We start from the raw sequence: 13,408 nt of genomic DNA, 5'->3' as shown, positions 1-13,408 counted from the left end.
AAATATTATGCCCTAAAATTACTATTATTGAGTGTTACAAATCCCTTTATTTATAAACAATTGAACAACCTGCGCTCTTCGGCCAGAATTTCTGGTCTTTTACCGACACTACTACTTTGTTTATTAACGGTGCTTACGGCCTTTGGTCAAGATAGTGGACATCAACTGTTGTGGAAGATCAGTGCCGCGGATAACTCCCGTGTTTCTTACCTCTACGGAACCATGCACTTACAAGACAAGCGGGTTTTCAACATTAGTGACTCCCTGCTGCCGGCTATAAAGCGTTCTGAAGTGTTTGCTTTGGAGCTTCACCCGGACAGCATGACCAGTTATATTGATGACGAGCTCTCTGAGGCCTACAAGGAGAATATTTACAAGAGAATCCTATCTGAAGAGGACTACAAACGCCTTGATGATAAATTCATGGCCACCAAAGGGATGGCTCTCGATGATTACTATACCTTCAATCCTGATATAATTGAAGCTGCGCTGAATGACATTGAGTATGGCACTAAGGACATGCCGAATTTTTTAGACGGCTACCTCTACTCCATCGCCTTTCAAAATGGAAAGATCATTAATGGATTGGAGCAAGTAGAGGATCAGTTGGAACGGCCTGAAGAGATTGATGACGAGGTTCTAAAGGAGCGCATTTTGGAGATGATTGAGGTGAGTCCGGATCAATATCGGGAAACGGTGGAAAAAATGATCACCCTCTACAACTCAGGGGAAATCAACGCCATTCACGATTTCATTTTGGAGAACGATCAGTACGACGACACCATGGTGCGTCGCAACAAGGTAATGCTGAGCAGCATGCTTGAGATCATGAATAAACAGACGCTCTTTGCTGCCGTTGGTGCTGCGCATTTACCCGGAGATGAAGGTTTGATCAATCTGCTGCGCAATGAGGGCTTTAAAGTAGAACCCGTTGCGGTAACCTTTAATAATTCAAACAATTATGAAGACTATCAACCCGATCCCACGGCTTGGTTTGAAAGCAAGCATCCCAAATACGGATTGACCCTTCGCACGCCAGTCCAACCGGAATACTACCAAAGAGATCCGCTGCTGGTCTATTACACGCCAGATCTACTCTCTGGTTTGACCTTTGCCTATATGCTGAGTGAAGAATTGCCCATGCCTGTGATCTCCAAAAAGAACATCAAGGGATTTTTGGCGGATTATTTTTCAGACGATGACAATACAGAATTAAAAATTGTTAGCGAGCGTGAATTTAAAATTGATGGGCAGGATTTCTACGAATGTGTGGTTCAAAATTCAGACGACGAATTTCTGCGATTCGCCATAAACGTGGAGTCGGAGCAATTTATGGCCTTCTTGATAGAAACGACAGAGATGGGCGTAAACAGCGGCAGTGCAGATGCCTTTTTTGAGTCCATCAGTCTGAGCGAACCCGACCCAGATGCTTCATACCAGGGCAAATGGCGCAGATACACCAATAAAGAAGGCGCTTTTAGCGTGGAAGTCCCTGATGTAAGCATGCAAGATATGGATCGTGAAGTGGAGAATCCATTAGATCCAGAAGGCGAGCCTTATTATATGAACATTGACTTTATTTCCGATCCGCAGTTGGAATACAACTATTTGATCCGATACAACGATCAACCCGAAGGATATTATTTGGTCAATCAGGAAGAGATCTTAGAGACACTAGGGGCCGAATTGCGCGCTGGCATTGAGTTAGTAGGCGAGCCTTATAAGTTTGAAGAACAAGGCGTACGCGGGTTTATCGCGTATTTGAACTTCTTCAATATGTACAACGGCGTGTTCAAGTTTTACTTTAGAGGAAACCGCAGCTATGCCTTGATGGCGCAGGCTAAGGAAAAAGGCGCAGAGGTAGATCCAAACTCCCGCTTCTTTACCAGTTTTAAACTCGAACCCTTTTTAGAAGACGAGATCACCGATTTCACCTACGAGGATCTATTCACCATGGCATCTCCAGCACCATTAACCCTCTTCTCTGAGGAAGAAGGTAGTGATGCTGATGAATTCTTATACACCAAATCCTATACAGCCACCTCAGCAAATACTGGAGGGCTTTATATGATGGAAACCAGCAAACTGAATCCGCTGTATCGCACTAAAGACATTGATGCCTATCTGGACACCGCTTTGGTAGACATCTTAGAATACCAGGATTCTATTGCAGAAAAGGAATTGATCAACATTAAGGGAGTTCCGGGGATCAAAGCCCGAATTGTGAACCCAAACAGCAATGTGCAGCAATTCATTCAAACCATGTATGTGGATGACCATTTGGTTCAACTTTACACCTGTTTAGGGCAAGATGAAGTAGATAAAGGCCTGCAGGATCTATTTTTAGAATCCTTCAAATACACGCGTAAAAGGCCAAAAATGGACGTGCGCGCTCCAAAAACTAAGGAGATCGTGGCGGCTTTGATGAGCTCAGATACTCTTGAGGTCAAGCGTGGACAAATGGCGCTACTCTATCACGATTTCACCACAGAGGATGTGGATCTTCTGCTGACCGCACTACCCTATAAGCCTATTGAAATTGAGGGCTATGAGCTAAACAAAACAGATCTGATCATTCCCATTACCAAATTTGGTAATAAAAAGCATATGGAAAAGCTGTTGGATTACTACCGATTAGATTCCACAGAAGAAAACGTCAAAGAGGAGATCGTGAGTGAATTCTTGAACTTTAAAGACCTACAAGCCGATCGCGTATTGATGGATCTTTTGGTCAAAAATCCACCTAAAAGAACCGATGAATACTTCTTGGCCTTTTATCAATTGGAGGACAGCCTAGATATCTTAAAACGCTACCCCCGCGAGTTGGCGCAGCTCTACAACAATGACGACTTCAAGGATCAACTCATTGGTCTTTATGTGGACCAAATGATGGGAATGGATGAATTGCCAGAATTGTTCTCAGAGTTGCAGCAGCGGATCATTGAGGACATTCCAAATCAAATGGCCAAGTATCAAGACACAGTGCTTCGCAAGCAGAGCTACCACTTAAATGAGAACTTGATCTATTATTATATGAGCATAGCTGAATCCGATCCCGCAGTGAACGCGGAAGACAGTGGTGAAATTCTCAAACAGATCTTTACGCCTTACGCTAAGGAACCTTGGACTAAGACCGAATCCATGCTCAAATACATGGCCATGGGCTTCACTGTGGAACCTAACATACTCAAGCAGTATATGGATCCTTTCTACTCGCGTTACGAGATCATGGAAGCCTTGGTTGATGCAGAGATGAGCGATCTAATTCCCGCGGAGTATTTAGAACCCAATACCTTCACAGAGCTTTGTGTTTACAATTATGTAGGCGATTACGTATCGGAATACAACAACGAAGTCAAAAAACTCGGAGAGATTGAAGACGACGGCGTCCTTTATGGAATCTACAAGGTTATTTCAACCTCAGACGATAGCGAACCCATAATGGCATTGGGAGTCATCTCAGCACCTAATCTCAAAGATTTTAGCACCAATGCGGCATACACCGATTTTGACGAGGTCAAAACGGCTTGGAAACTGCAGGCGCGCTCCTTGATTCGTCAGTACAAACGCTCATTGAGCGAGCAGTAAAATTAAATGTGTAGTGGACGTTTGTCTGTAGCATCCAGAGCAGCTTCCTTAACAGCTTCTGCATAGGTTGGGTGTGCGTGACTCATACGTGCAATATCTTCCGCACTAGCGCGGAATTCCATAGCAGTAACGGCCTCGCTGATCAGATCAGCAACACGAGCTCCTACCATGTGTACACCCAGCACCTCATCCGTAGCAGCATCGGCAAGGATCTTTACAAATCCATCGATATCACCACTGGCACGAGATCTACCTAAGGCACGCATTCCAAACTGTCCCACCTTGTAGTCTACTCCAGCTTCTTTGAGTTGATCTTCTGTTTTGCCTACAGAGGCAACTTCTGGCCAAGTGTACACTACTCCTGGAATCAGATTGTAATTGATGTGCGGTTGCTGACCGGCAATGGTCTCTGCAACAAAGACACCTTCTTCTTCTGCCTTGTGCGCCAACATAGCTCCTTTTACCACATCACCAATAGCGTAGATGTTTGAAACATTGGTTTGCAAGTGCTCGTTTACCTCGATGCGGCCGCGTTCGTCCATTTGGATTCCCGCCTTATCGGCAGCCAATCCATCCGTGTACGGACGACGCCCTACAGAAACCAAACAATAGTCTCCGGTAAAGCTTACTTCTTCTCCTTTTTTGTTGTTCGCTTTGATGGTCACTTCGTCGCCATCGCGTTCTACAGAAGTAACTTGGTGAGAAACGTGGAATTTCACCCCTTGCTTTTTCATCACTTTAGTGAGCTCCTTACTCTGCGCACGGTCCATGGTCGGAATGATTCGATCCATATACTCCACCACAGACACATCAGCACCCAAACGGCGGTAAACCTGTCCGAGCTCTAATCCAATAACTCCTCCACCAATGATCACTAAATGCTTAGGGATCTCTGGCATTTTGAGCGCTTCTGTAGAAGTGATGATGCGTTCTTTATCTATAGTGATGAAGGGTAAGGTCGATGGCTTACTTCCCGTTGCCACAATGATGTTCTTGGCTTCTAGCGTTTCTTCTCCGCCTTCGGTCAAGTCAACTTTTACATGATTGGCATCTACAAAAGAACCCATCCCATGAAATACGGTGATCTCGTTCTTTTTCATCAAGTAGTCAATACCAGAAGTGGTTTGATCTACTACAGATTGCTTGCGCGCAATCATCTTCTCTAAGTTCACTTTCACTTCACCCGGAACTTCAATTCCGTGCTCCTCAAAATGCTTAACGGCATCCTCGTAGTGGTGAGAAGAATCTAAAAGGGCCTTACTCGGAATACAACCTACGTTCAAGCAGGTTCCTCCTAGGGTATTGTACTTTTCGATCAGGGCAGTTTTCATCCCCAATTGTGCACAACGAATGGCTGCAACATAGCCTCCAGGGCCAGATCCAATAACTACTACATCAAATGAACTCATAAAAAATGATTTTAAATCGACTGCAAATTTACAAAGCTTTTGGCGTTCTACCTAAGTCCTTAGTCGCAATATTGATCAGCTCCTTAAGTCTTAAGCTGCACAGGCATCCATCCCCGGAAAGGCAAGCATATCTCCCATCCCAACGGTAAACAGCCAGTTGCCGTAAACCGCGTGTTCAATACTGACCAGTAAGGTCGATCGTGTTTTAAAATACGTATAGGCAAAAAGCAAGCCTCCAATAAAAGTCAGTACCGTTACCAAAGTGTTTCTAAAGAAGATGTGCGCCAAGGAAAAGACCACGGCATTTACAAAGATCAATACCTTCTTGGAAGCAAACAGCGATTCAAACCTACTGAAGAAATACGTCCGGTAGATCAATTCCTGCGGCCAAACCGAGAGAAAGGTGTAGACTCCTAAGATCTTTACAAAGAGTTCGGGGTCACTTTTAGGCACACAGAACAAACTATTTGGCGCCTTCCACAACACAAATAAGGTTGTAACTGCCCCAATGATTAAAAACTGCAATCCTATGCGTTTCCAAAAGGCCTTCCAAGGGTAATTCTTATACCATTTCAAGGGTTTGTCAGGATCTTTGACCAACTGAACAATGATGTAGGTCAATCCCACCACTGCCAGTCCTGCTTTGATCCAAATGGAATAATCCCAAGCAAAGCTTACCGGCAAAATTGCAAAGAAGATCAAAAACTCTGCCGCCAGCAGGTATTTGTTACGCATCTTCCATAACGTGTTTGGTAGTGTGTTTCACCGCGCTGATCACAAAGGAACTGTGCGTGTTTCCAATATACTGTAATGTGGTCAGTTTGGTCACCATAAAGGCGCGATAGGCCTCCATATCCTCAACGGCTACTTTTAAAAGGTAATCGTAATCTCCGCTGATGTGATGACATTCCAACACTTCTGGCAAGTCAATGATGTCTTGCTCAAAGGTGGTTAAATAATCTTTGGTGTGCTGCAGCAGCCTGATCTGGCAAAAAACAACAAAATCACGTTGAATTTTACTCTCGTCCAATAGCGCCACATAAGTCTTGATGATTTCATTGCGCTCCAATTTTTTGATGCGCTCATAAATTGCAGTTGGCGATAAATTTAGACGGGACGACAGTTCTTTATTGGTGATTTTTGCGTCTTCTTGCAGAATATTCAGAATCTGCTTATCTGTTTGGTCAAGTTGCATAGAAAATTTTTCGGTGTTCGTAGCATTTTTTAGAATGGGGGATAAATTTTTAACTAAGATATGTCTTTTTAACCAAATAAATTACTAATCAAATGTAACTGTTTGGTTAAATCTACAAAACCCAATTAAATTTGATGAATAAAACCCTACTTAAAATGGCATTTAAACCTGCAAACAATATTCAAGACCTTCAGTACTTTGGAGAATTTGGTGGCGTGAACCCTTCTATCTCGGATTCATCTACCTATACTTTCCTTTCCGCAAAGACCATGTTTGACACTTTTGAAGGTAATGCTGACGGTTGCTACCTCTATTCGCGTCACAGTTCACCGAGCAATCTGTATTTAGGAGAAGCTCTCGCGGCTTTGGAAGGTACAGAGACCGCTAATGTAACTGCCAGTGGTATGGGGGCAATCTGCCCAGTTTTGTTACAACTTTGCGGCCAAGGTGATCATATAGTCTCTAGCAGAACCATTTATGGCGGAACCTACGCCTTTTTAAAGAATTTCACGCCGCGATTGGGCATCAGCACCAGTTTTGTTGACATCACTAAACTGGACGTAGTTGAGGCCGCAATCAACGAAAACACCAAAGTGCTTTATTGTGAGGCCGTAAGTAATCCTTTATTGGAGGTGGCTGATATCGCTGCCTTAGCTGAATTGGCTAAGCGATATGGGCTAAAGTTGGTAGTTGACAATACCTTTTCTCCCCTGTCCATTCCTGCAGGTCGTTTAGGAGCCGATGTGGTCATCCACAGTTTAACCAAATTCATCAACGGGTCTTCAGATACTGTTGGCGGCGTTATCTGCGGAACTCAAGAATTTATAGATCAGTTGCGCAATGTCAATGATGGTGCGGCTATGCTATTGGGTAGCACTATGGACAGTATGCGCGCAGCCTCTATTTTGAAGAACCTACGTACGCTACACATCCGCATGAAACAACACAGTCACAATGCGTTTTACTTGGCACAAGCCTTTCAAAGCCTCGGATTGAAAACAGTGTACCCCGGTTTACCTTCTCACCCAAGTCATAAAGTATTCTCAAAAATGATGAATGCAGAATACGGCTATGGTGGAATGTTGACCATAGATGTAGGCAGCTTAGAAAAAGCAAACGAACTCATGGAGCTCATGCAAGAGCGCAATTTGGGTTATTTGGCAGTAAGTCTTGGGTTCTACAAAACCCTTTTCAGTGCTCCGGGTAGCTCCACTTCCTCTGAGATTCCAGCAGAAGAACAAGCAGAAATGGGTCTGAGTGATGGTTTGATTCGTTTTTCAGTAGGCTTGGATAATGATATTGCGCGTACGTTCAAACAGATGAAAGCCTGTATGGAAGCTGTTGGAGTGCTCAAAACCGCAGAACTGGTTTAAGTACAACCACTTAAAAATACAAACGGGCCTCGCGCCCGTTTTTTATTTCAGCCCTTAGCCGGCGTTTGCAATTCGAGGGCTAAAATCGTAACATTACAGTTCCATAAACTAACAGCATGCAAAACGATCCGGACAATATTGAAAAGATCCCCATTGAGGATCAGAAAATCATAGACAACAAAGAGCTCAGCATTCTGGAAGCTCTAGTTCCTGTGGTCATCCTTATGGGCCTTTTAGCCTATAACATCTTTGTCAAAGACGGAGCCTGGCTCGGTGATTTCTCCAATCAATTTATACTGCTTATGGGCGGTGGCGTTGCCTTAATTCTAGGGCTTTTAAACAAGGTCACCATCTCGCAAATGGGTCAGGAAGTTTGGGAGAATCTCAAAAGTGTGTTCGTGCCCGTTTTGATCTTACTGCTTGTAGGGGCATTAGCGGGAACCTGGTTGGCCAGTGGCGTTATTCCAGCCATGGTCTATTACGGCTTAAAAGTGCTGAGCCCAGAGATCTTTTTACCAGCTTCTGTTGTTATATCAGCGATAATTTCTATTGCCACGGGAAGCAGTTGGACCACCTCTGCCACCGTAGGTATTGCTCTTGTGGGTATCGGTGTTGCCTTGGGTATTTCTGGTGGTATGATCGCCGGAGCGGTTATTTCTGGTGCTTATTTTGGCGATAAGATGTCGCCGCTTAGTGATACTACCAACTTAGCCCCTGCAATGGCTGGGACAGACCTCTTTACGCATATCAAATATATGGCGATCACTACGGTGCCTTCTATAGTGATCACCCTTATCGTTTTCAGTATTTTAAGTTTGAATGCTGACGTGAGCGGAGATGCGGATGTCTCTTCTATCTTAGCGACCATAGATGCTACTTTCAACATCAACCCCTGGCTATTTGGAGTGCCTCTTGTGGTTATTGGAATGATCTTGTTGAAAGCCAAGCCATTGGTTGCTCTTTCTGGCGGAATTTTCGCGGCTATTATTTTTGCTTTGATCTTTCAGCCTGATGTTTTAGCGCGTATTGCCGATTCTAATATCAAGGCCATCTTCAATGCAATTTTTGTGGATTTTGCTGTTGAAACAGATAACCCAGACCTGAACGACCTTTTCGCTGCTGGCGGCATGTGGGGCATGAATTGGACCATTGCCCTAATCCTTTGCGCTATGGTCTTTGGAGGCGTTATGGACGCCATTGGAGCCCTTGCCAGAATCACCAAAGCCCTATTGAGTCTCGCAGATTCTGTTTTTGGTTTGTTCGCCTCTACGGTCATTAGCTGTTTAGGACTAAACGTGGTCGCTTCAGATCAGTACTTGGCTTTGGTTATCCCTGGGAAAATGTTCAAACAAGCCTATGAGGACCGCGGCTTGGCTCCGGAGAACTTATCCAGAACCTTAGAAGACAGTGGTACGGTAACTTCTGTATTGGTTCCTTGGAACACTTGTGGAGCCTATCAAAGTGGCGTTTTAGGCGTTCCTGTCGTGGACTATTTTGCCTTTGCGATCTTTAACTGGCTGAGCCCATTTATGACTTTGATCTTCGCTGCTTTCCGCATCAAGATCCGGCAGTTGGCTGCTTCAAAATAATCCGCATTTTTTAAGAGTTCCTTAATGATAACTCTTTAAGGGCATCGTATTTTTGTAAAAAACAACAACTATGGCTTCTATTACCTTGGGCGGAAACCCCGCCGAAACTGTAGGATCACTTCCTGCTGTTGGATCTCAAGCTCCTGACTTTAGCTTGGTAGCCAACGATATGTCAACAAAAACACTCGCAGATTACGAGGGTAAGAATGTGATCTTGAACATCTTCCCTTCTGTAAACACAGGAGTATGCGCTGCTTCTGCAAGACGCTTTAATGAGGAGGCTTCTAAATTGGAGAACACTACTGTACTGTGTGTTTCTAAAGATCTTCCTTTTGCGCAGCAACAGTTCTGTGCTGCAGAAGGCATTGAGAACGTAGAAATGCTCTCTGATTTTAAAACCGGAGCATTTGGACAAGACTATGGCGTAACTATTAAAGGCGGAGCCTTTGATGCGCTTCACTCTAGAGCTGTTGTAGTAGCAGACGCCAATGGAAACGTGATCTACAATCAGCAGGTCGCAGAAGTTGGCGAAGAACCAGACTACGCTGCTGCACTTGCTGCGCTTTAAAGCATGAAGAACACCTTCATCGGCAAACGATTAATGGCGTTCAAATACGCCGGCCGCGGAGCCTGGCTGCTGCTCAAGAATGAGGCCAGCATCCAGGTTCAAGCGGTGATTGCCTTGGTGGTGACAGTGGCTGGTTTCTATTTCGAGATCACCGCTACCGAATGGGTCCTTCAATTTTTTGCCATTGGTTTGGTCATGGCCACAGAAGGTGCCAACACAGCGATTGAAGAAATCGCGAACTTCATCCACCCAGAGAGACATCCTAAAATTGGCTATATCAAAGACGTAGCTGCAGGCGCTGTATTTTTTGCTGCAGTTATCGCAATTGTCATTGGTTGTATCATCTATATTCCCTACTTTGGCTAAGTACTATTGTTACCCAAATTGCCAGGTAAAAAATCTATTCCGCATTGAAATCACTTCAAAACCAATTGTTTCACTGAATTTTTGAATTTAACCATAGCGCTGCTATACTGAAATTCAGAAAATCCTTTGTTTTATTGTGCTTGCAATGCTCATAACGACATTTTACCTTATAATTTGGGTGTTTTTTAAACGTTAACAATTTGTACCTTTGTTTTACCTTTTATGGCCAAAAAGAAAACTACTAAACGCAGCGCTAAAAAAGCCAAACGATTCCAATTACCAAAACTGACCCTTAACCGGCAACAGCAGGTGGTTCTGGGGAGTTTTTTAATGCTCTTTGGTCTGGCGTTGACCTTGGCCTTTGCGAGCTTCTTTTTCAACTGGCAACAGGACCAATCCATCTTAGGAGAATTAGGCAACCGAGACAAGGAAGCCGCGAACCTTTTGAGTAAATTCGGAGCTGGTTTAGGCAACTTTTTTATTTATAAAGGGGTCGGTATTGCCGCCTTTATTTTCTCTACGCTCATCACCCTAAGTGGAGTCTATTTCTTCTTTGATTTAAAGCGGACTGCACTTGGCCGTTTTTGGTTCTGGGGCTTATTAGTCATGTTGTGGCTGGCTGTTTTCTTCGGATTCTTTAGTAGCCAAGGCGGAATCTTAGCAGGAACCGTGGGTTATGAGATGAACGATTTCTTGCAGGATTATCTCGGTTTTACCGGGACTGCTATATTGATGGCCTTCTTGCTTATCGCCTATTTGGTATTGCGCTTACGAGTTACTCCGGATAAGGTTGCCGCTAAACTCAAAAAGACCCAAGAATCCATAGCCGAAGACTTTAAGGACGAAACCTCCTCCGCAGAAGATACCATAGAAACACAAACAGTTGCTGATTCAGTAGATACGGTAACACCTACACCAGAGCCAACAACAGTTGTGCCTCTGGTAGAAGAAACACAAGCTACGCCGTTAGAGCTAACTCCAGACCCTGAACTGGAAAACATCCAACTCAAAACACCAAAGACAGAAAAGCAAGAAGAAGAGGTCACTATGGAAGTAGAAGCAGCTGTTGAGGAAGAAGAACTCCCGGCAGACAAGACTGCTCAAAAACTGGTAGAAGATTTTGGTGAATTTGACCCGACCCTAGAATTGGGCAATTATAAATTCCCTCCTCTTGAACTGCTTAAAGACTATACCGGTGGCGCAGGCATCACCATCAATCAGGAGGAACTTGAAGAGAATAAGAACCGTATTGTAGAGACCCTACGCAACTACAAGATTGCCATTGCGCAGATCAAAGCGACGGTAGGTCCTACAGTAACCCTCTATGAGATCATTCCGGAAGCCGGGATCAGAATTTCCAAGATCAAGAATCTGGAAGATGATATTGCGCTGTCCCTAGCTGCCCTCGGTATTCGTATTATTGCTCCTATCCCGGGGAAAGGTACCATCGGTATTGAAGTACCGAACAAAAATCCACGCATTGTATCCATGCGCTCGGTGATCGCCGCCAATAAATTCCAACAGGCAGAGATGGCTTTGCCGCTAGCCTTAGGAAAAACTATTGCCAATGAGACCTTTGTGGTGGATCTGGCAAAAATGCCGCACTTGCTTATGGCGGGGGCTACGGGTCAAGGTAAGTCGGTTGGATTGAACGCCATTTTGACCTCCCTACTCTACAAGAAGCATCCGGCAGAGGTGAAATTTGTATTGGTAGATCCAAAAAAGGTGGAATTGACCTTATTCAACAAAATTGAACGCCATTATCTGGCTAAGCTGCCCGATACAGAAGAAGCCATTATCACAGACACCACTAAAGTGATCTATACGTTGAACTCGCTCTGTATTGAAATGGATGCGCGTTACGACCTGCTTAAAGATGCTATGGTTCGTAACATTAAAGAATACAACACCAAGTTCAAGGCGCGTAAGCTCAATCCGAACAACGGACACCGCTTTTTGCCGTATATCATTTTGGTTGTGGATGAATTTGCGGATCTGATCATGACCGCAGGGAAAGAGGTGGAAACCCCTATCGCTCGTTTGGCTCAGTTAGCCCGTGCTATTGGAATCCATTTGATCATTGCCACACAAAGACCTTCTGTAAACGTAATTACGGGGATCATTAAAGCGAACTTCCCGGCACGTATCGCCTTTAGAGTAACGTCCAAGATCGACTCGCGCACCATTTTGGATGCAACAGGAGCCGATCAGCTCATTGGGCGTGGAGACATGCTTTACACCCAAGGGAATGAGGTGATCCGACTGCAATGTGCCTTTGTGGACACTCCAGAAGTATCTAAGATCACGGATTATATCGGCGGACAAAAGGCGTATCCAGATGCACATCTATTACCAGAATACGTAGGAGAAGAAAGTGGTACAAATCTTGATATATCTAAAGACGACCGCGATTCACTGTTCCGTGAAGCAGCAGAAGTGCTGGTAATTGCCCAGCAAGGCTCTGCCTCTTTGCTGCAGCGCAAACTCAAACTGGGATACAACCGAGCTGGGCGTATCATTGACCAATTGGAGGCTGCCGGAATTGTTGGCCCTTTTGAAGGCAGTAAAGCCAGACAGGTTTTGGTGCCAACCATTGAAGCCTTGAATCAGTTGTTGGATAATGAAGTATAAATCAAAAATGAAGTTGCACTGAGCAACAAAAAACTTAGAAACCATGAGAGCGATAGTACTCGGTTGTTTATTAGTTTTAAGCGGAGGATTTGCCGCCGCACAGGACGCCAAGACCTTACTGGATGAAGTATCTGCCAAAGTGCGGTCCTATGAAAACATTGTCATCGACTTTAAATACAGCCTCAACAATGAGAAGCAAAAGGTGAAACAAGACACCCGTGGCAATGTGACCCTAGAGGGAGATAAATACCATCTAAATATGCTGGGAACCACCCGCATCAGTGATGGAGTGAATATTTATTCCATAGTTCCAGAAGATGAAGAAGTGACCATCTCAACTATTGGCAGTGATGAGAAAACGGGAATTACTCCTAGTGAAATGCTCACCTTCTATGAAGAGGGCTACACCTATAAAATGGACATCGTACAAAACGTAAAAGGGCGCAAGATCCAATACGTGAAATTGATGCCTATTGATAGCAATGCAGAGATCAAAGATATTTTGTTGGGCATTGACAGCATGACCAAGCACATCTACAAGCTGATTCAAACCGATGCCAATGGGACTGAGTTTACAATTACTGTTAATTCTTTTAAAACCAATCAGCCCATTTCAAAAACCTTGTTTAGTTTTGATCAGCCTAAGTACGAAGCAGACGGCTATTACATCAACAGGCTGAACTAGAGGC

The 13,408-nt window shown here is 44.3% G+C and carries 10 protein-coding genes; 7 read left to right on the top strand and 3 right to left on the bottom strand.

The features are described from left to right. Positions 1-27: 27 nt before the first annotated feature. On the top strand, positions 28-3,588 hold the full coding sequence (locus POW22_RS08595; RefSeq protein ID WP_272832239.1) for a TraB/GumN family protein: 3,561 nt from the start codon (positions 28-30) through the stop codon (positions 3,586-3,588). Positions 3,589-3,590: 2 nt separating this feature from the next. On the opposite strand, the gene lpdA is transcribed toward POW22_RS08595, so the two are convergent. From lpdA to POW22_RS08580, 3 genes are all read right to left on the bottom strand, one after another. After that, positions 3,591-4,997, bottom strand: coding sequence for a dihydrolipoyl dehydrogenase (gene lpdA, locus POW22_RS08590; protein WP_272832238.1), 1,407 nt, complete (start codon positions 4,995-4,997; stop codon positions 3,591-3,593). A gap of 90 nt (positions 4,998-5,087) precedes the next feature. Beyond that, positions 5,088-5,732 (bottom strand): CPBP family intramembrane glutamic endopeptidase, encoded by a 645-nt coding sequence (locus tag POW22_RS08585; RefSeq protein WP_272832237.1) that lies wholly within the window; start codon positions 5,730-5,732, stop codon positions 5,088-5,090. Beyond that, a complete protein-coding gene (locus POW22_RS08580; protein ID WP_272832236.1) occupies positions 5,725-6,192 on the bottom strand; it encodes an Lrp/AsnC family transcriptional regulator in 468 nt (155 codons plus the stop codon). The genes POW22_RS08585 and POW22_RS08580 overlap by 8 nt, the downstream gene beginning before the upstream one ends. Positions 6,193-6,347: 155 nt before the next feature. Here POW22_RS08580 and POW22_RS08575 point away from each other — a divergent pair, with 155 nt between their 5' ends. The 6 genes from POW22_RS08575 to lolA1 all read left to right on the top strand — a co-directional run bounded on the left by POW22_RS08575 (position 6,348) and on the right by lolA1 (position 13,404). Further along, positions 6,348-7,565 (top strand): aminotransferase class I/II-fold pyridoxal phosphate-dependent enzyme, encoded by a 1,218-nt coding sequence (locus POW22_RS08575; RefSeq protein WP_272832588.1) that lies wholly within the window; start codon positions 6,348-6,350, stop codon positions 7,563-7,565. A 116-nt stretch (positions 7,566-7,681) separates the two neighbouring features. Next, complete coding sequence (nhaC, locus tag POW22_RS08570; protein WP_272832235.1) at positions 7,682-9,154, top strand: Na+/H+ antiporter NhaC; 1,473 nt, start codon at positions 7,682-7,684, stop codon at positions 9,152-9,154. Positions 9,155-9,224: 70 nt separating this feature from the next. After that, a complete protein-coding gene (tpx, locus tag POW22_RS08565) occupies positions 9,225-9,722 on the top strand; it encodes a thiol peroxidase (protein WP_272832234.1) in 498 nt (165 codons plus the stop codon). Between the two features lie 3 nt (positions 9,723-9,725). Continuing rightward, positions 9,726-10,088 carry a diacylglycerol kinase gene (locus POW22_RS08560; RefSeq protein ID WP_272832233.1) on the top strand — a complete coding sequence of 121 codons (363 nt, stop codon included), beginning with the start codon at positions 9,726-9,728 and terminating at the stop codon, positions 10,086-10,088. A 222-nt stretch (positions 10,089-10,310) separates the two neighbouring features. Further along, positions 10,311-12,719 carry a DNA translocase FtsK gene (locus POW22_RS08555; protein WP_272832232.1) on the top strand — a complete coding sequence of 803 codons (2,409 nt, stop codon included), beginning with the start codon at positions 10,311-10,313 and terminating at the stop codon, positions 12,717-12,719. Between the two features lie 43 nt (positions 12,720-12,762). Further along, positions 12,763-13,404: an outer membrane lipoprotein periplasmic chaperone LolA1 gene (gene lolA1, locus POW22_RS08550; protein WP_272832231.1), complete on the top strand. Its 642-nt coding sequence runs from the start codon at positions 12,763-12,765 to the stop codon at positions 13,402-13,404. The last annotated feature ends 4 nt before the right edge of the window (positions 13,405-13,408 follow it).

It is taken from the genome of Gilvibacter sediminis, assembly GCF_028561565.1.
Taxonomy (GTDB): domain Bacteria; phylum Bacteroidota; class Bacteroidia; order Flavobacteriales; family Flavobacteriaceae; genus Gilvibacter; species Gilvibacter sediminis.
This window is presented reverse-complemented; position numbering and strand designations above follow the sequence as displayed.